Raw genomic sequence first — 19,451 nt, 5'->3', positions numbered from 1 at the left:
GCGGCAATCTTCACCATGAAAAAACCCCCAAGGATTGGACTCATGTCCAACGCTTGGGGGTTTCCGTTATCGCGAGCGCCGTTTTCCTGGCAGACACGAGATCTGCCGAGGCATTGTGTCGATCAGCAGCCAGTTTCGCGCGGGGTGGTTTCTACCTCCAGACCGAACAGCGGGCGCAGACGTGTGCCGAACACATTGCCGAAGAACGCTGCCACCAGCCACAGCCAGCCGTGCAGGCTGCCCGAAATGATGCCGCTGAAATACGCCCCGATATTGCAGCCGTACGCCAGACGCGCGCCGTAACCGAGCAGCAACCCGCCCACGACGGCCGCAATCAGCGAGCGCACCGGAATCTTCCACACGGGAGCGAACTTGCCGGCGATGGAGGCAGCCGCGAGCGCCCCGAGAATGATGCCGATGTCCATCACGGACGTAACATCCTGCGTGACCGGGGCATTCAGCACGTTGACCTGCTTCGCCCAGTATGGCCACGAGGCCACGTCGACGCCGAGCGCCATGAAGGCCTTGGCGCCCCAGAGAGCGAATGCCGACGTCACGCCCCACGGACGACCAGCCAGCGCCAGCGTCGCGTAGTTCAGCAGCACCAGCGCCAACGCCCCCCACAGCGGTGGCCACGGACCACGCAAGAGCGCGGGCGTGCCCTTCGCGCTACGCGTCATCGGCACGCCGACGACCCGGCCATGACGGCGCTTTTCCGCCCACAACGTGAAAGCACCGATCGCAGCGAACAGCACGAGGTTCGCGATAAGCGCAGGCCACAGCCCCCACACCTTGACCAGCGAGACCGGCTTGATATGCGGCAACGACTCCCACCAGGGCAGATGTGCCGTCGCGACCACCGAACCGACGATGAAGGCGGCCAGCGTGACGATCATGCGCGTGCTGCCGCCCCCCACCGTGTAAAGCGTGCCCGACGCGCAGCCGCCGCCGAGTTGCATGCCGATGCCGAAAATGAAAGCACCAAACGCCACCGATACGCCGACCGGCGAGACGAGTCCGACGACCTTGTTACCGAAGAGCGTTCCATCGGCCAGCGCGGGGAAGAACAGCAAGACGCCGACGGCGAGCATGACCATTTGCGCACGTAGACCCGCACCGCGACGATCTGCAATGAACACACGCCAGGCCGACGTAAAGCCGAACGCCGCGTGATAGAGTGCCACACCGAGCAGCGCGCCAACGCCGGCCAGCGCGGCCTGCTTCGGGCCCACGGTGGCTTGCAGATAGGCGATGCCGATGGCAATCAGCACCAGCGCAATGGCGAGCGGCCGGGCGTTATATGCGGACGGCGAAGGCGGGGCCGCTTTGACAGCGGCGGAAGCAGAGGAAGACGACATGAATTGCGGACTCCAGAATGCAGATGGGCGGCACGCGGCCACCCATCAAGACAGTCTCCGAGGATGCCAGAACGCGGCAGCGAGGAAAACGACCGTTTCGTGATTCGCTTATTACCCAGAGGAATATAGCAGACCGCGATCGCGCGCTCCCGACTGGCCGGACACCCTCTCACGCACCCGCTCATGCACCCCGAAACGGCTGTCTGAAGCTCAGCACCGCCCCGCAGGCGAGGAACCACGGCGTATTCAACGCGATTTCACGATGCGAAGCGGGGGACGTTTGATAGAATGGACATATTGGAACCCGCTGCGCCGGCCCGGCTCGCCCCAACGTCGCGGATGCGTTCCCGCCCTCGGAGAATAATGATGAAAACGCGCCTTTCCCGTGCCCTGCCCCTGCTGTTCGGTGCCGGCCTGCTGCTCACCGGCCATGCATTTGCCCAGGATGGCAAGGAAACCGCCGCGCAAGCCGCCAAACGCGAGGCCGACGCCCGCGCCGCTGCCACCAGCACCTCGTCGGTGGACGTCAACCAGGAACGCAAGCCGAGCTACTACGTCAACGACCAAGGCACGACCGTGACCGAGTACCGTGATCGCGGCAAGCCGACGGAGATCGATGTCCATTCCCGATTCGGCACTAATTACCAGTTGACCACGCCGCCGGACAACTCGCCGCGAGCGCGCGACAACACGTCGCAAAACGATCGCTTGCCGTCCGTCGGTCTGAAGTTCTGACATCTCTGGTAATCTGACTCACCTCCGCGTGCCGCCTGGCGGCACGCCAGCTTCCTGTATGTCTTGATTCAGCGGCCCGGTGCACGTGCACGGGCCGTTTGTCTGAGACACCTCCACTCAACGCACGCATGGCCGTTTTCACTTCCGTCTCGCCCGAGCAGCTCCAGCAATGGCTGCAACGCTACGATTTGGGGAATGTTCTCGATTTCCGGGGCATCAGCTCCGGCATTGAAAACACCAACTACTTCCTGACGACCGAGCGCGGCGAGTTCGTGCTGACGCTGTTCGAGAAGCTTACCGCGACACAGTTGCCGTTCTATCTTCAACTGATGGGCCACCTCGCGCATCACAGCGTGCCTGTGCCCGATCCGATTCCCGATCGCACGGGCGAGATTCTGGGCGAGTTGAACGGCAAGCCCGCGACCATCGTCACCAAGCTGGCGGGACGCTCCGAACTGGCGCCCGCGCCGGCACACTGCACGCACGTCGGCGCCATGCTCGCACGCATGCACCTGGCTGGGCGCGACTTCACCCTCGAGCAGGCCAACCTGCGCAGCCTGCCGTGGTGGCGCGAAGCGACGCCCGAAATCATGCCGTTCCTGAGCGACGCGGAACGCGCGTTGCTGCAAAGCGAGATGGCGCATCAGGAGGCGTTTTTCGCGTCGACCGACTATCTCGAGATGCCGGCCGGCCCCTGCCACTGCGACCTGTTCCGCGACAACGTGTTGTTCGACAAGGCCGAAGACGGTTCGCCCCGCCTGGGCGGATTCTTCGATTTCTACTTCGCAGGTTGCGACAAGTGGCTGTTCGATCTGGCCGTGACGGTCAACGACTGGTGCTGCGACCTGTCGACCGGCGTGCTCGACGAGACTCGCGTGCATGCCATGCTGCGCGCCTATGAGACGGTGCGCCCGCTCACGAGCATCGAAGCGTCGCACTGGCGCGATATGCTCCGGGCGGGAGCGCTGCGCTTCTGGGTGTCGCGCCTGTATGATTTTCACTTGCCGCGCGCGGCCGAAATGCTCAAGCCGCACGATCCGGGGCATTTCGAACGAATCCTGCGCGAACGCATCGAAGCCGTTTCCATCCCGTGGCTGTAACCTGACGTCCTATCGGAGTCATTCGAACCCTATGCAATTGCTTGAAGTCCCGCCGAAGAGTGGTTATGTGTGGCTGCGCCAGGGTATCTGGCTGTTCCGCAAGAACCCACTCGCCATTCTGACGCTGCTCTTCGCCTATTTGTTTGGCGTGATGCTGTTGTCGATCCCGCCGGTCGTGGGCGCGTTCCTGCCGCTGCTGTTCATCCCTGGCTTGTCCGTCGGCTTCATGGCCGCCTGCCGTGACATCATCAAGAGCAAGCAGGTGTTGCCGAACGTGCTGCTCGACGGCTTTCGCGGTCACGGCAAGGAAGTCTCGCGCCGCCTGCTGATCCTCGGCGGCTATTACATTGTGGCGATGGCTGCTGTGTTCCTGTTCTCGGCACTCTTCGACGGCGGCGATCTGCTAAACAAGATGCTCTTCGGCGGCCGCATCAGCGAAGAGTCGCTCGTGAACGGTTCGATGGGCCAGGCGATGCTGGCGGCGGCGGTAGCCTACGTTCCGGTGGCGATGATGTTCTGGTTCGCACCGGTGCTCGTGGCATGGCACGACGTCACGCCCGTCAAGGCGCTCTTCTTCAGTTGGACGGCCTGCGTACGCAACCTGCGCGCCTTCTTTGTCTATGGGCTGTGCACGGCGGTCATTGCCACGGTGCTGCCGCTGATCGTGGCGCTGACGATGGCCGCGATGGGCATTCATCAGTACGCAATGCTCATACTCATGCCGTACTCGATCCTGTTCACGGCAGTGCTGTACTGCTCGTTCTATGCCACCTATCGCGGCTGCTTCGGCGTACAGGAAATCGGCGCCATCGATCCGAACGTCGCGCCGCCGGAGGCATAACCGCAGGCAAGCGACCGGCAAAACAAAGGGCACCCTCGGGTGCCCTTTGTCATGGGTAACGACGCCGTCGTTACTCGATCGGCTGGAGCTTCGCGACGGCCAGTGCGAGCCACTTCTCGCCATGACGGCCGAATTTCACATGCGCCCGGGCTTCCACGCCCACCCCCTCGAGCCCGATGATCTTGCCCTCGCCGAACTTGGTGTGGAAGACCCCCTGCCCCAGCTTGAAGCCGGTCTCCGATGCGCGCGAACGGTCGGCAAGCGCCTGCTCCGACTTTGTCGCCACCCATTCGTCCTGCTTCGTCGCGCCCACTTGCGGACGCGAGAACCAGTCACGCCCCCACGCCGGCTCGGCTTGCCCCAGACGCCCCCCCGGTTGCGCACGCGGCGTCAGGAACTTCAGCACCGCGTCCGGGATTTCCTCGAAGAAGCGCGAACGCACGTTGTAGCGTGTCTGACCATGCAGCATGCGGCTTTGGGTGAACGAGAGATATAGCCGTTCCTTAGCCCGCGTGATCGCCACATACATCAACCGGCGTTCTTCTTCGAGACCGTCGAGTTCGAGCGCACTGTTTTCGTGCGGGAACAGCCCCTCCTCCAGCCCGGTGACGAAGACCGCCGTGAATTCCAGCCCCTTGGCGGCATGAACCGTCATGAGTTGCACGGCGTCCTGCCCGGCCTCGGCCTGATTGTCCCCGGCCTCAAGCGAGGCGTGCGACAGGAAACCGGCGAGCGGGGTCATCTCCACGGGCGTGTCGGCGTCCACCACGCCGTCGGGCGAGGCCAGGACATCGGGGGCGCCCGGCAGCGCAGGACGCATGGCGATCAGACGCGCCGGCGCGTCGAGCCCATAACCTTCCTCGGCGATAAACGCCGTGGCGGCGTGCACCAGTTCCTGCAAGTTCTCGATGCGATCCTGACCTTCCTTCTCGGTTTGATAGTGCGCGATCAGCCCGCTCGCGTCGATGACGTGCGTGACGACCTCCGGCAGCGTAAGGCGCGCGGTGTCCTGACGCATCTGCTCGATCAACCGGACGAATGCCGTCAGATTGGTGCCCGCCTTGCCGGTCATATAGGGCACGGCGGCGTACATCGAGCAGTTGTACAGACGCGCCGCGTCAGCCAGTTGCTCCAGCGACCGTGCGCCGATCCCGCGCGTCGGGAAGTTCACGACACGGGCAAATGCCGTGTCGTCGTTCGGATTCTCGATCAGACGCAAATAGGCCAGCGCATGCTTGACTTCCTGACGCTCGAAGAAGCGCAGCCCGCCATACACGCGGTACGCGATGCCCGCCCCCACCAGCGCGTGTTCCATCACTCGCGACTGGGCATTGCTGCGGTACAGAATGGCGATGTCCTGACGCGACAGCCCCTGTGCAACGAGCGCCTTGATTTCATCGACCAGCCAGCTGGCCTCCTGCAAGTCGGTCGCGGCTTCGTAGACCCGGATCAGCTCGCCATGCCCCGCATCGGTGCGCAAATTCTTGCCCAGACGCCGCGCGTTATTCGAAATCAACGCATTGGCGGCGTCGAGGATGTTGCCGTGCGACCGATAGTTCTGCTCCAGCTTGATCATGTGCCGAACGCGGAATTCGCGCTCGAAGTCAGCCATATTGCCGACGTTGGCACCACGAAAGGCGTAAATACTCTGATCGTCGTCGCCCACGGCAAATACTGCTGCGTTCGACCCCGCGAGCATCTTGAGCCATGCGTACTGGAGTTTGTTCGTGTCCTGGAACTCGTCGACGAGAATGTGACGAAAGCGCGATTGGTAATGCACCCGCAGCGGTTCGTTATGCTTGAGCAACTCGAAACAGCGCAGCAGCAATTCGGCAAAATCGACCACCCCTTCGCGCTGGCACTGCTCCTGATAGGTGGTGTACAGCTCGACGAACTTCTGGTTGAAGGCGTCGTTGGCCTCGACCTCGTGAGGGCGCAGGCCCTGCTCCTTGGCGTTATTGATGAAATACTGCAGGTTTTTCGGCGGATACTTCTCATCGTCGACATTCGCCGCTTTCATCATTCGCTTGATGGCGGAGAGTTGGTCGGCCTGATCGAGGATCTGGAAGCTCTGCGGCAGCCCGGCGTCGCGGAAATGCGCGCGCAGCATGCGGTTGCACAGCCCGTGGAAGGTGCCGATCCACATGGCACGGGTGCTGATCGGCAGCATGGCCCCCAGACGGGCCTGCATTTCCTTGGCCGCCTTGTTGGTGAAGGTCACCGCCAGAATACCGGCCGGACTAACATGGCCCTGCTGTATCAGCCAGGCGATACGGGTGGTCAGCACGCGCGTCTTGCCGGAACCTGCGCCCGCGAGAATGAGGGCTGGCTCGTCCGGGAGGGTCACGGCGGCCAGTTGTTCGGGGTTCAGATTCGCTAGCAGATCGGGCATGTCGGGAGGGAATTTCGAGTGAAGCCCGATTATAAATCCTGCTGCGCCGCGGAAACGGCACCGAATCTTTTATAATTCAGGGTTTCACGCATTACACGGTCCATCCAATCCATGAGCGACAGCGACAATACGCTTGCCAAGAGCTTCGAGCCGCAGGACGTCGAAGCCCACTGGGGCCCCGAATGGGAACGCCGAGGCTATGCCCGGCCGACTTTCGACGACGCCCGCGAAGATTTCAGCATCCAGTTGCCGCCGCCGAACGTTACCGGCACGCTGCACATGGGTCATGCGTTCAACCAGACGATCATGGATGGCCTCACCCGCTACCACCGTATGAAGGGGGCCAACACCCTCTGGGTGCCGGGTACGGACCATGCGGGCATCGCCACGCAGATCGTCGTCGAGCGCCAGCTCGACGCCGAGAAGGTCTCGCGCCACGATCTCGGCCGCGAGAAGTTCGTCGAGCGCGTGTGGGAGTGGAAGGAACAGTCGGGCAGCACGATCACGCGTCAGGTGCGCCGTCTGGGCGCCTCCATCGACTGGAGCCGCGAATACTTCACGATGGACGAAAAGATGTCCCGTGTCGTGCGCGACGTGTTCGTCACGCTGTACGAGCAAGGGCTGCTCTATCGGGGCAAGCGTCTCGTGAACTGGGAATCGGTCCTGCTCACCGCCGTGTCCGATCTGGAAGTGGTCAGCGAGGAAGAAGAAGGCTCGCTGTGGCACATCCGCTACCCCCTGGCCAATGGTTCGGGCTCGCTCACGGTCGCCACCACGCGCCCCGAAACGATGCTCGGCGACGTAGCGCTGATGGTCCATCCGGAAGACGAGCGCTACAAGCACCTGATCGGCCAGATGGCCAAGCTGCCGCTGTCCGATCGTGAAATCCCGATCATCGCCGACGATTACGTCGATCTCGAATTCGGCACGGGCGTGGTGAAAGTCACGCCGGCGCACGACTTCAACGATTACGCCGTGGGCCAGCGCCACAACCTGCCGCAGATCAACATTCTCACGCTCGACGCGAAGATCAACGAGAACGCCCCGGAAAAGTACCGCGGACTGGATCGTTTCGAGGCCCGCAAGCAGATCGTGGCCGACCTCGACGCCCAGGGGCTGCTCGAATCGGTCAAGCCGCACAAGCTGATGGTGCCGCGCAGCGACCGCACCGGCACGATCATCGAGCCAATGCTCACCGACCAATGGTTTGTCGCGATGAGCAAACCGGCGCCGGAAGGCACGTTCCATCCGGGCAAGTCGATCACCGAAGTCGCCCTCGACGTCGTGCGTGACGGTGAAATCAAGTTCGTGCCGGAAAACTGGGCGACGACTTACAACCAGTGGCTCGAGAACATTCAGGACTGGTGTATCTCGCGTCAACTCTGGTGGGGGCACCAGATTCCCGCATGGTATGACGATGCGGGCAATGTCTACGTCGCCCGGACGGAAGAGGAAGCTGCCGGGAAGGCACGCGCGAACGGCTATACCGGCGCACTCAAGCGCGACGAAGACGTGCTCGACACGTGGTTCTCGTCGGCACTGGTGCCGTTCTCGTCGCTCGGCTGGCCGCAAGAGACGCCCGAACTGAAGCATTTCCTGCCGTCGACGGTGCTCGTGACCGGCTTCGACATCATCTTCTTCTGGGTGGCGCGCATGGTCATGATGACCACGCACTTCACCGGCAAGGTGCCCTTCAAGACCGTGTACATGCACGGCCTGGTGCGCGACGCCGAGGGCCAGAAGATGTCCAAGTCGAAGGGCAACACGCTCGATCCGCTCGACATCGTCGACGGTGTGTCGCTCGACACCCTCCTCGCCAAGCGCACGACCGGCCTGATGAACCCGAAGCAGGCGGCGAGCATCGAGAAGAAGACGCGCAAGGAATTCCCGGACGGCATTGCGCCGTTCGGCACCGACGCGCTGCGCTTCACGTTCGCGTCGATGGCCACGCTCGGCCGGAACATCAACTTCGACCTCGCGCGCTGTGAAGGTTATCGCAACTTCTGCAACAAGCTGTGGAACGCCACGCGCTTCGTGCTGATGAACTGCGAAGGCCAGGACTGCGGCATGGCACCGTGCGTGGGCGATTGCGGCCCCGACGGTCAACTGAACTTCTCGCGCGCCGACCGCTGGATCGTGTCGCTGTTGCAGCGCGTGGAAGCCGACGTTGCCAAGGGCTTTGCCGACTATCGCTTCGACAACATCGCCAGCACGATCTACAAGTTCGTGTGGGACGAGTACTGCGACTGGTACGTCGAACTGGCCAAGTGGCAGATCCAGAATGGCACCCCGGCGCAACAACGCGCCACGCGCCGCACCCTGCTGCGCGTGCTGGAAACGGTGCTGCGTCTGGCCCACCCGATCATTCCGTTCATCACCGAAGCCCTGTGGCAGAAGGTAGCGCCGCTGGCCGGCCGCTATCCGGAGGACAAGGCCGCGGGCGAAGCCAGCATCATGGTGCAGCCGTACCCGGTGGCAGACGCGAGCAAAATCGACGAAGGTGACGAAGCCTGGATGCAGCAGTTGAAGGCTGCCGTCGACGCGTGCCGTAATCTGCGAGGCGAAATGAGCCTGTCGCCGGCACAACGCGTGCCGCTGCTGGTCGCGGGCGATGTGCCATTCCTCACGTCGATCGCCCCGTATCTGCAAACGCTCGCAAAGCTCTCCGAGGTGCAGGTGCTGGCCGACGAAGCCACGCTCGACGCGCAGGCTGCCGGTGCGCCGCTCGCCGTGGTCGGCGCGAACAAGCTGGCATTGAAGGTCGAGATCGACGTGGCCGCGGAGCGCGAGCGCCTCGGCAAGGAAGTCAAACGTCTCGAAGGCGAAATCGCAAAGTGCAACGGCAAGCTCTCCAACGAGAGCTTTGTGGCCCGCGCGCCCGCCAACGTCGTGGAACTCGAGAAGCAACGATTGGTCGACTTTGAAGCCGTTCTCGGTAAGTTGCAGGCCCAGCTAGCTCGCCTGCCGGCCTGAGACGCTCGACATCCACCAGGGAGATACCAATGAAAGCCGTCGTGACCAAAGCCGTGTTCCCCGTTGCGGGCCTCGGCACCCGATTCCTCCCGGCGACCAAGGCGAGCCCGAAGGAAATGCTGCCCATCGTAGACAAGCCGCTGATTCAGTACGCGGTGGAAGAAGCGGCGGCCGCCGGCATTACAGAGATGATCTTCGTGACGGGCCGTAACAAGCGCGCGATCGAAGATCACTTCGACACGGCCTTCGAACTCGAAGCGGAACTGGAAGCCAAGAACAAGCAGGCACTGCTCGACGTCGTGCATTCGATCAAGCCGCCGCACATCGACTGCTTCTACGTGCGTCAGCCCAAGGCACTCGGTCTGGGACATGCCGTGCTGTGCGCAGAAAAGCTCGTGGGTGACGAGCCGTTCGCGGTCATCCTCGCCGACGACTTGCTCGACGGCGATCCGCCGGTGCTCAAGCAAATGGTCGATCTGTACAACCAGTATCACAGCTCGATCATCGGCGTGGAAGAGATCCCCATCGAGCAAAGCCGCTCGTACGGGATCGTCGCGGGCAACGAGTGGGGCGAGAAGGATATCGTCAAGCTGACGAATATCGTCGAGAAGCCGGCACCGGAAAACGCGCCGTCGAATCTGGGCGTCGTCGGCCGCTATGTGCTGCGTCCGCGCATTTTCGATTGCATCCGCGAGATCAATCCGGGTTCAGGTGGCGAGATTCAGTTGACGGATGCCATCCAGAAGCTGATGCACGATGAGGTTGTCCTGGCGTACCGCTACAAGGGCAAGCGCTTCGATTGCGGTAGCAAACTCGGCTACCTGAAGGCGACGGTGGAGTTTGCGCTGCGCCACCCGGAGCTGAAAGACGCGTTCCGCGAGTACCTGCGCGAGTCGCACGGCGATCTCGTGTAAGCGTCAGGCACCGGTACCAAAGAAAAAGCCGACGGCATGTCCGTCGGCTTTTTTGCGCCCGCGATGCGATGCCGTGCGATCAGCGGCGGCGCATCAGGAAATGGAACGTCTTGCCCTCTTCACGCGACTCGATGAGTTCGTTGCCGGTTTGCTTGGCAAATGCGCTGAAGTCGCGCGCCGAACCGGGATCCGTGGCAATGATGTGCAGCACTTCGCCGCTCTGCATTTCGGCAAGCGCCTTCTTGGCACGCAGGATCGGCAGCGGGCAGTTCAGACCGCTCGCGTCGACTTCTTTCTGAAATTCCATGCTCATGTCCCTCTTGTCAGTCTTGTGCGAATCTTGTGCCAGGTTCACCCTGCAAACCGCGATTCTACCGTAGTCGCCGCACCACGCCATCAGCCCGCAATCGACAGCTTTGCCGAATCGACATATTCGATCGGCAGATTGCGTCGGCGCAGCCACTCAGCCACCGCGTGTCCGGTGCCCGCACGCCACGGACGCACCCGCTCCGGCGACACGAGGCGGAACTCGGCCAGCTCTTCCGAGAGACGAATATCGCCATCGCAGACCGCGTGATAGGCGATGATCAACTCATTCTTGCGCATGAATTCGTAGACGCCGAGCAGCGAAATCGCGGCGGTCTCCAGATTGGTCTCTTCCTTGATCTCGCGCCGCACGCCATCTTCAGGCGTTTCATCGCGCTCGAGAAATCCGGTGATGAGCGCGAACATGCCCTCGGTCCACGCGGCGTTGCGCGCCAGCAGGATCTGACCGCGATACTCCACAAGGCCGGCGACCACCGGCAAAGGATTGTCCCAGTGGACGAAACCGCAGGCGGTATCCGGGCAAGCACGGCGAATACGCCCGGCGACATCACGCGAGTCGAGCGGCGAGGCACAGCGGGGACAGAAAATTAGTTCGTTCATGATCGTTCTTCCGCGAATTCGAATATATTAAATGAACTCATGACGGGATGCACATTCGGAAGCATCCGAGACGTCTGCAGACCAAGCCCATAAGGGCCGGGGCGTATAATCGGCCAACGTCTTTCACTCTTCGCTCACGACTAAGTGTCAGCTATCCTGCCAAACACCGAGTCCGCCTCGCCGCCGTCGCCGTCGCCGTTGCTGTCGTTATCGGCCCGGCTGGCCAGACGGGGCGTCAATCGCTCGCGCCGCCTCTGGCATAACTACGGTGTGTTCTGGCTCGGTGCAGTGCTCGTGGGCCTGGTCTCAGTCGCGTACGCCAAGCTCGTCGACTTCGGTTTCGAACTGTTCCAGCGCATGCTGTCGCATGGCGCCTGGCTGCCGCTGGTCGTCACGCCGCTTGGCGCTGCGCTGGCCATCTGGCTGACGCAGAAGTTCTTCCCTGGCGCAGAAGGCAGCGGCATTCCGCAGGTCATCGCCACGCTGCAAGACTCGCGGCTGTCGAAATCGCTGCTGTCGCTGCGCATCATGATCGGCAAGATTGCGATCTCGTTTCTCGGCATTCTTTGCGGCTTCACCATTGGCCGCGAAGGGCCGACGGTGCAAATCGGCGCTTCGCTGATGTATGCCATGCGTCATGGCTATCGCCGCAGCAGCGCGCACATCGAGCGTCAATTGACGCTGGCCGGCGCAGCGGCGGGTCTGGCGGCTGCGTTCAATACGCCGCTCGCAGGTGTCGTGTTCGCCATCGAGGAATTGAGCCGGAGTTTCGTTGCCCGGAACATCGGCACGCTCATCACGGCCATCATCTTTTCCGGCGTCGTGGCGCTCGGGCTGCAGGGCAATTATCTGTACTTCGGACAAATCAAGGCGCTCACCGAATTCCACTGGACGCTGATCCCCGTGCTCATTGCCGCCAGCTTGCTGACAGGCGTTGCAGGTGGCCTGTTCGGCTGGCTGATGCTCAACGTGCCGCGCTGGATGCCAGCGTCGCTTGTGAGCCTTCGCCGGACGTACCCGGTGCGCTTCGCGTTTCTGTGCGGGCTGGCCATTGCCGTGATTGGCGTGGCCTCGGGGGGCACGACCTTCGGCAGTGGTTATGCGGAAGCGCGCGGCCTGCTTGAGTCGCATGAGGCGCTCTCGCCGCTCTACGCCCTACTGAAATTCGCCGCGTTATGTGTGTCGTACCTGTCGGGGATTCCCGGTGGCATCTTCGCGCCGTCGCTCGCCATCGGCGCGGGGCTCGGCAACGTAATGGCTCACATCACGTCGGTAATACCGCTGCCAGCGATGGCTGCGCTGTGTATGGTCGGGTATCTGGCGGCGGTCACACAATCGCCGATTACGTCGTTCGTGATCGTCATGGAGATGATCGACGGCCATCGGATGGTGATTCCGCTCATGGCCGTTGCGTTGCTCTCGACTCAGGTGTCGAAAGCGATCGCGCCGTCGTTCTATCACACGTTGGCACACCGCTTTCTCACGCCTACGGTACCGGCGACACGACAGGCATGAATCGCGCCGCCGGCCTGCACCGGAGAATCGATTACGCTTTCACGCTCAGTTGCCGGATATCCGCGGCCAGACGCTCGACCGTTTCCGGGCGGGTATCCCACGCACACATGAAACGGCAACCGCCGGCGCCAATGAACGTGTAGAAGCGCCAGCCCTCGGCGCGTAGCGCTTCGATCACATGCAACGGCAATTCCGCGAACACGGCGTTGGCTTGCGTCTCGAACATCAGCGATACGCCCGGCACATCGCGAAGGCGTTGTGCGAGCAATTGCGCCATGGCGTTGGCGTGACGTGCGTTGCGCAGCCACGTGTCGTGCTCCAGCATGCCAAGCCAGGGTGCAGAAATGAAGCGCATCTTCGACGCCAACTGTCCTGCTTGCTTCACTCGATACGCGAAGTCCTCGGCCAGCGCGCGATTGAAGAACACCACGGCCTCGCCTACCGGCAGGCCATTCTTTGTGCCCCCAAAGCAAAGCACGTCCACGCCCGCGCGCCAGGTCACATCGCCCGGATGACAGCCCAGCGTTGCGACGGCGTTGGCGAACCGAGCGCCGTCCATGTGCACGCGTAGATTGCGCCGCTTGGCCACCGCCGAGATCGCCTGAATCTCGTCGACCGAGTAGACGGTACCGACCTCGGTCGCCTGCGTGAGCGTGACGACCTTGGGTTTCGGGAAGTGAATGTCCGAGCGCCGGTTAATAACCGATTCGACGGCGTCCGGCGTGAGCTTGCCGTTGTTCTCGCGTCCGCGCGCGGTGAGCAGCTTCGCGCCGTTGGAGAAAAATTCGGGCCCACCGCACTCGTCGGTCTCGACGTGCGCCAGTTCGTGGCAGATGACGGAGTGATACGACTGCGACAACGACGCCAGCGCCAGCGAGTTGGCCGCCGTACCGTTAAAGACGAAGAAGACCTCGCAGTCCGTGTCGAACAACTGGCGAATGCCGTCGCATACACGCTGCGTCCAGGTATCGTCGCCGTAGGCGACTTCGTGACCGCTGGCATTTGCATCGATCAGATAATGCAGCGCCTCGGGGCAAATCCCGGCGTAGTTATCCGACGCAAAGTGTTGCGGCGTTTGAGCCGGTTCGCTGCCGGCGGCGGCACGGGCGGTGGCGTGAAAACTCGATACGGACGGGACTTGCGACACGATAACCTCTTCGATACGGCGGGGAGGCCGTGAGCCTCCCCGCCCCAGACCTGCCGGCGGCGCCAGCGGCGCTCACCGGCTCACTCGGTTTTACTCAGGACGCGGGTCCGACCAAAGCGTACCTGCCGTAGACCAGTTCTCGCGCTTGATGTCGGTAATGATGATCTCCACAGACTCCGCCGTGCAACCGATCGTGTTCACTGCGGCTTCCGTGACAGCTTTGACGAATGCGCGCTTTTGCTCGACCGAGCGCCCCTCGAACATCTCGACGTGAAACGTTGGCATTGCAGTCTATCTCCTCATGTCGTTATCAAGATGGGCGGCACCACCGCCCATCTGCTTCCTCGTGCAAAGCCTGCCGGCTTTCCCGGCGCTCCCGACATCGCGCCTGCGCGGCGGTCAATCGCGAAACGAGGCGTCTATTTTATCCAGTTTGCGTAGCAGTGCAGGCCACTCCAGCGCACCTTCGATGGCGCCGCCGTCTTCGAGTTGAATGGCGGTTTTGTCCTGCACAGCGGCGCTCGGCAGATGAGGTGACGTGCCGCCCGCCAGCGCCAGCAACTGGATCTCGCACGCTTTGACCAACGTGGCCATCAGCACGAAGGCTTCGGCCACGGTGCGTCCGGTCGTGAGCGTGCCGTGATTGCGCAACAGCATGGCCGGATGCGGGCCGAGCGACGCCACGAGCCGCTCCCCCTCCGACGGTGAAAACGCCAGACCCTCGTAGTCGTGATAGCCGATACGCTCGTGAAAGCGAAGCGCGTGCTGCGAGATCGGCAGCAATCCATGGGGTTGAATCGACACCGCGACGCCAGCCGTATTGTGCAAATGCATGACACACACGGCATCCGCGCGCGCCGCATGCACGGCGCCGTGCAGCGCAAACCCGGTCACGTTCACAGGATGTTCGCTCTCGCCCACGATCTCACCGGTGATCGTAATCTTGACGAGATTCGATGCCGTCACTTCGTCGAATGCCAGTCCGAACGGGTTGATGAGAAAGTGCCCCGGCTCAGCCGGCACCATCGCGGAGATGTGGGTGTAGATGAGATCGTCCCAGCCGTGCAGCGCAACGAGCCGGTAACAGGCTGCGAGGTCGACGCGCATCTGGCGCTCGGCGTCGCTCGTGGCGGTGGCGGCCTTTTTGCCTGCCCGCAGGGTAAAAGACATAGAGAGTCCCAGAAGATGGAGATGTCGGATCGGCAGACGTCAATCGCGATAGCGATAGCGATAGCGATAGCGATAGCGATAGCGATAGCGATAGCGATAGCGATGGCGATGACGGCGGCACTGCGCGCGAGGATCAGGGTGCGTGCTCGAGCGAGCGCCGCCAATCCCACACGAAGCCGATCGCACCGAGCACGAGCACGCCGCTCGCGCCTAGCAGCGCTGCCGTGAAGCTGCCGGTGGCCGCGACAAGTGGCGCAGCCGCCAGCGGCCCGACGATCTGGCCGATGCCATAGGATGCCGTCACCAGGCCGATCAAGCCATTGGCATTGTCCCCACGCAGACGCCGGCACTCGCGCACCGCGTACACGGTAATCGCCGTGAACGGCAGCCCCACGAGCACACTGCCCAACGCGAATCCCGCCACATTCGGCAGCACGACACCGATCCCCACCCCCAAGCCTTGCATGAGGTAGCACGCCGCGAGCAGCAGCCGATTGTCCCAGGCAAGCGGCGCACGCGCGCCAATGATCGCCCCCGGCATGACCATCAGACCGAGCAGCGGGAAAAAGAGGTCCGGCCACGACGAGCCCGGTAAGGCCTGACGCGCGATCACCGGCAGGAACGTCGCCGTGATGATGTAACCGAAGCCGGCGAAGCTGTAGAGCACCGTGACGGGGACGACGCTCTCGCCACTGCCATGATTGACAGCATGCGCCGCGGCCTGCGCAGGCGTACCAGCCGAGGACTTGGTTGCACTGGCCGTCTTCGCGGGCGTGGGCGCGTCCGCCGCGAACGTGCGCCAGATCACCACGAGCAACGCCAGTGCAAGCACGCTGCACAGCAGCCAGCCGCCGCGCGCGGGCCACGCCAGCGTGCTGTTCAAGTTCGCAAGCAAGCCCGTCACCACGATGCCCGCGCCGGGGCCGGCGAAGATCACGCCCCCCAGACTCGGCATACGCAATTCACCGAGCTTGCGGAAACCCCATCCGGCCGAGAACACCATCGCCCACGCACTCATCACCCCCGCCAGCGTGCGAACGACGGCCCACACGGCGAACGACTCGAGCAGCCCCATCGCTAATGTCAGCACGACGGTGGCAGCGAGTGCAAAACGGATGATGAGCGTCGGCGTGAAGCGCAGCCACATGCATGACAACGCGCCGACGAAGTACCCCGCGTAATTGAGGGAAGCGAGCCAACTGCCGTGTTGAATATCGGTGAGCCGTTCTTGCAGCATCAGAGGCAACATCGGCGTGAAGGCGAAGCGGCCAATGCCCATGGCAATGGCCAGCGCAAGCATGCAGGACAGGGCGATGCGCCACGCCGCGCGCTCAGGCGAAGGCTGGTGCAACGAGGCGGCTCTGTCGGAATCGGTGAGTGTGGCTGGCATGACGATGACTTTGTGGGAAACCGCGCACCGGTGCGCGCAACTTTCCAAATACTTTACATGCAAACCATTACCGGCAGCGGAGGTTCCCCTGCGTCATGAAGGGCAATGGCGGCACTTGCCATCCGGGTGTGGCTTTGCCTCTCACGCCCGCGAAATACTGAGCGCCTTTACTTCGGCATCCTTTCAAATACTGAAACTGTACCGTTTGTTCATCAGGCCACCCGACGGTACGGGGTCATCCGCTCCTCAAATGCAAAACGCGCACCGAAGTGCGCGTTTTGCTCAAGCCATCCCGGCAAATCGCCGGAGACCGCCATCGAACCGGAACGGCAGCCTGCACCGCCGCCCTGACCGGATCGTCAGAACTTGCCTGCGACCCAACCCTGCACGCCGGCCAGCGCCTGCGGCAACTGCGACGGGTCGGTGCCGCCAGCTTGCGCCATGTCCGGACGGCCCCCGCCCTTGCCGCCGACCTGCTGCGCGACGAAGTTGACCAACTCGCCGGCCTTGACCTTGCCGGTCGCGTCGGCCGTCACGCCTGCAATGAGGCTGACCTTGCCACCCTCGACAGCCGCGAGCACGATGGCCGCGCTCTTGAGCTTGTCCTTGAGCTTGTCCATCGTCTCGCGCAGCGTCTTGACATCGGCGCCTTCGAGTTGCGCAGCCAGCACTTTCAGGCCGTTCACGTCGACTGCCTTCTCGACCAGTTCGTCACCCTGGCTCGAAGCGAGCTTCGACTTGAGCGCCGCCAGTTCCTTCTCGAGTGACTTGACCTGCTCCTGCACCTGCGCGATACGCGGCGTGAGTTCGGCCGGTTGAGTCTTGAGTGCAGCGGCAGCCTCGTTGACCTGGTCGTCGAGCTTCTGCACGAAACGCACCGAGTTGTCGCCGGTGATAGCCTCTACGCGACGGATACCGGCGGCCACCCCCCCTTCCATCACAATCTTGAACAGGCCGATGTCGCCGGTGCGCGTCACGTGCGTGCCGCCGCACAGTTCGCGCGACGTGCCGATATCGAGCACGCGCACTTCGTCGCCGTACTTCTCACCGAACAGGGCCATTGCGCCGCCCTTGACGGCATCGTCGAAGGACATCACCGCCGCTTGCGTCGGCGCGTTGGTCAGGACTTCCGCGTTGACGATATCTTCCACGCGACGAATTTCGTCGGCGGTCATCGCAGCGTTGTGTGCGAAGTCGAAACGCGTCTTGTCGGCGTCGACGAGCGAGCCCTTCTGTTGCACGTGTGCGCCCAGCACTTCACGCAGCGCCTTGTGCATCAAGTGCGTGGCAGAGTGGTTGCGAACGGTGCGCGCACGGCGCACGGCGTCGACCTGCGCCGCGACAGCCTCGCCCACCTTCAGTTCGCCCGATTCCAGCTTGCCGTAGTGGCCGAACACGTCGGCCTGAATCTTCTGCGTGTCCGACACACCGAAACGTGCGCCGCCAGCGGCGATCAGGCCCTGATCGCCCACCTGACCGCCGGACTCGGCGTAGAACGGCGTGGTGTCGAGCACGACGATACCTTGTTGCCCTGCGGAGAGCTTGCCCACGCTCGTGCCATCGACGTAGAGCGCCGTCACCTTGGCACCTTCGAGCACCAGCTTGTCGTAGCCCTGGAAGCGGGTCTTGTCGCCGCTGTATTCGAGGGCTGTCGCCATCTTGAACTTGCCCGCAGCACGGGCCTGCTCGCGCTGACGCGCCATTGCAGCATCGAACGCGGCCTCGTCGACCGTGATGCCGCGCTCGCGGCAAACGTCGGCCGTCAGATCGAGCGGGAAGCCATACGTGTCGTGCAGCTTGAAGGCGAGTTCGCCGTCGAGCGTGGTCACGCCGCGCTTGGCCAGATCGGCCAGCGCGCCTTCGAGAATCTCCATACCGTTCTCGATGGTTTCGCCGAAACGCTCTTCTTCCTGCTTGAGCACGTCGGTCACGCGTTGCTGCGCTTGCGCCAGTTCCGGATAAGCGACGCCCATCTCGGCGACCAGATCCGGTACGAGCTTGTAGAAGAACGGCTTCTTGCAGCCGAGCTTGTAACCGTGGCGGATCGCGCGGCGGATGATACGGCGCAGCACATAGCCGCGGCCTTCGTTGCCCGGAATCACGCCGTCGACGATCAGGAACGAGCAAGCGCGGATGTGATCGGCAATCACCTTGAGCGAGTTCGCGTTGAGATCGGTCACACCGGTCTCGCGGCCCGCAGCCTTGATCAGATGCTGGAACAGGTCGATTTCGTAATTGCTGTGCACGTGCTGCAGCACGGCCGCGATACGCTCCAGCCCCATGCCGGTATCCACGCAGGGCTTGGGCAGCGGCGTCATGTTGCCCTGCTCGTCGCGGTTGAACTGCATGAACACGAGATTCCAGATCTCGATGTAGCGATCACCGTCTTCTTCCGGCGATCCGGGGGGGCCGCCCCACACGTCGGCGCCGTGATCGAAGAAGATTTCCGAGCACGGGCCGCACGGGCCGGTGTCGGCCATCTGCCAGAAGTTGTCCGAGGCGTAGCGCGCGCCCTTGTTGTCGCCGATGCGGATGATTCGCTCGGCCGGCACGCCCACTTCCTTCGCCCAGATGTCGTAAGCCTCGTCGTCTTCCTTGTAGACGGTGACCCAGAGTTTGTCCTTCGGCAGTTTGTAGACTTCCGTCAGCAATTCCCAGGCGTACTGAATCGCTTCGCGCTTGAAGTAGTCGCCGAACGAGAAGTTGCCCAGCATTTCGAAGAACGTGTGGTGACGCGCCGTGTAGCCGACGTTCTCCAGATCGTTGTGCTTGCCGCCCGCGCGCACGCTGCGCTGGGCCGTGGTCGCGCGCTTGTATGGGCGCGTTTCGAGACCGAGGAAGACGTCCTTGAACTGCACCATGCCGGAGTTCGTGAACAGCAGCGTGGGGTCATTGGACGGCACGAGGCTCGACGAGCGCACGATGGTGTGCCCCTTCGACTCGAAGAAGTTGAGGAATTTTTCCCGAATGTCTGCGACTTTCATAGGGT

Annotated in this window: 15 protein-coding genes; 6 read left to right on the top strand and 9 right to left on the bottom strand. The window is 62.9% G+C overall.

Annotated features, from left to right (window positions below):
• Window positions 1-122 precede the first annotated feature (122 nt).
• A complete protein-coding gene (locus PHO31112_RS21150) occupies window positions 123-1,358 on the bottom strand; it encodes a YeeE/YedE family protein (RefSeq protein WP_150622769.1) in 1,236 nt (411 codons plus the stop codon).
• A 363-nt stretch (window positions 1,359-1,721) separates the two neighbouring features.
• On the opposite strand from PHO31112_RS21150, the gene PHO31112_RS21145 reads away from it, so the two are divergent.
• The 3 genes from PHO31112_RS21145 to PHO31112_RS21135 all read left to right on the top strand — a co-directional run bounded on the left by PHO31112_RS21145 (window position 1,722) and on the right by PHO31112_RS21135 (window position 4,034).
• On the top strand, window positions 1,722-2,093 hold the full coding sequence (locus tag PHO31112_RS21145; RefSeq protein WP_246174911.1) for a hypothetical protein: 372 nt from the start codon (window positions 1,722-1,724) through the stop codon (window positions 2,091-2,093).
• Window positions 2,094-2,221: 128 nt separating this feature from the next.
• Window positions 2,222-3,193, top strand: coding sequence for a homoserine kinase (locus PHO31112_RS21140; protein WP_150622767.1), 972 nt, complete (start codon window positions 2,222-2,224; stop codon window positions 3,191-3,193).
• A gap of 31 nt (window positions 3,194-3,224) precedes the next feature.
• Window positions 3,225-4,034, top strand: coding sequence for a BPSS1780 family membrane protein (locus PHO31112_RS21135; protein WP_150622765.1), 810 nt, complete (start codon window positions 3,225-3,227; stop codon window positions 4,032-4,034).
• 70 nt (window positions 4,035-4,104) lie between these two features.
• Here the strand turns inward: PHO31112_RS21135 and PHO31112_RS21130 are convergent, their stop codons facing one another.
• Window positions 4,105-6,426, bottom strand: coding sequence for a UvrD-helicase domain-containing protein (locus tag PHO31112_RS21130; RefSeq protein WP_150622763.1), 2,322 nt, complete (start codon window positions 6,424-6,426; stop codon window positions 4,105-4,107).
• Window positions 6,427-6,537: 111 nt separating this feature from the next.
• On the opposite strand from PHO31112_RS21130, the gene PHO31112_RS21125 reads away from it, so the two are divergent.
• Together PHO31112_RS21125 and galU are read left to right on the top strand one after the other, a co-directional pair.
• Window positions 6,538-9,399, top strand: coding sequence for a valine--tRNA ligase (locus PHO31112_RS21125; RefSeq protein ID WP_150622761.1), 2,862 nt, complete (start codon window positions 6,538-6,540; stop codon window positions 9,397-9,399).
• 29 nt (window positions 9,400-9,428) lie between these two features.
• The gene (galU, locus tag PHO31112_RS21120; RefSeq protein ID WP_150622759.1) at window positions 9,429-10,313 is read left to right on the top strand and encodes a UTP--glucose-1-phosphate uridylyltransferase GalU; all 885 of its coding nucleotides are present in this window, start codon (window positions 9,429-9,431) and stop codon (window positions 10,311-10,313) included.
• A 79-nt stretch (window positions 10,314-10,392) separates the two neighbouring features.
• Here galU and PHO31112_RS21115 read toward each other — a convergent pair whose 3' ends face one another.
• Both PHO31112_RS21115 and PHO31112_RS21110 read right to left on the bottom strand, forming a co-directional pair.
• Window positions 10,393-10,620 carry a sulfurtransferase TusA family protein gene (locus tag PHO31112_RS21115; protein ID WP_010806302.1) on the bottom strand — a complete coding sequence of 76 codons (228 nt, stop codon included), beginning with the start codon at window positions 10,618-10,620 and terminating at the stop codon, window positions 10,393-10,395.
• 89 nt (window positions 10,621-10,709) lie between these two features.
• Window positions 10,710-11,240 carry an NUDIX domain-containing protein gene (locus PHO31112_RS21110; protein ID WP_150622757.1) on the bottom strand — a complete coding sequence of 177 codons (531 nt, stop codon included), beginning with the start codon at window positions 11,238-11,240 and terminating at the stop codon, window positions 10,710-10,712.
• 201 nt (window positions 11,241-11,441) lie between these two features.
• Between PHO31112_RS21110 and PHO31112_RS21105 the strand changes: the two genes are divergently transcribed.
• The gene (locus tag PHO31112_RS21105; RefSeq protein WP_150622844.1) at window positions 11,442-12,755 is read left to right on the top strand and encodes a chloride channel protein; all 1,314 of its coding nucleotides are present in this window, start codon (window positions 11,442-11,444) and stop codon (window positions 12,753-12,755) included.
• A 31-nt stretch (window positions 12,756-12,786) separates the two neighbouring features.
• Here PHO31112_RS21105 and PHO31112_RS21100 read toward each other — a convergent pair whose 3' ends face one another.
• From PHO31112_RS21100 to alaS, 5 genes are all read right to left on the bottom strand, one after another.
• Window positions 12,787-13,902, bottom strand: coding sequence for a threonine aldolase family protein (locus tag PHO31112_RS21100; RefSeq protein ID WP_150622755.1), 1,116 nt, complete (start codon window positions 13,900-13,902; stop codon window positions 12,787-12,789).
• 90 nt (window positions 13,903-13,992) lie between these two features.
• Window positions 13,993-14,187 carry a 4-oxalocrotonate tautomerase gene (locus PHO31112_RS21095; protein ID WP_150622753.1) on the bottom strand — a complete coding sequence of 65 codons (195 nt, stop codon included), beginning with the start codon at window positions 14,185-14,187 and terminating at the stop codon, window positions 13,993-13,995.
• Between the two features lie 114 nt (window positions 14,188-14,301).
• On the bottom strand, window positions 14,302-15,072 hold the full coding sequence (locus PHO31112_RS21090) for a class II aldolase/adducin family protein (RefSeq protein ID WP_150622751.1): 771 nt from the start codon (window positions 15,070-15,072) through the stop codon (window positions 14,302-14,304).
• Window positions 15,073-15,205: 133 nt separating this feature from the next.
• Window positions 15,206-16,462, bottom strand: a complete 1,257-nt coding sequence (locus PHO31112_RS21085; protein ID WP_150622749.1) for a YbfB/YjiJ family MFS transporter — start codon at window positions 16,460-16,462, stop codon at window positions 15,206-15,208.
• A gap of 359 nt (window positions 16,463-16,821) precedes the next feature.
• A complete protein-coding gene (gene alaS, locus PHO31112_RS21080) occupies window positions 16,822-19,446 on the bottom strand; it encodes an alanine--tRNA ligase (RefSeq protein ID WP_150622747.1) in 2,625 nt (874 codons plus the stop codon).
• Between the last annotated feature and the right edge of the window lie 5 nt (window positions 19,447-19,451).

Origin of the sequence: Pandoraea horticolens (assembly GCF_902459555.1) — a bacterium.
GTDB lineage: Bacteria > Pseudomonadota > Gammaproteobacteria > Burkholderiales > Burkholderiaceae > Pandoraea > Pandoraea horticolens.
This window is presented reverse-complemented; position numbering and strand designations above follow the sequence as displayed.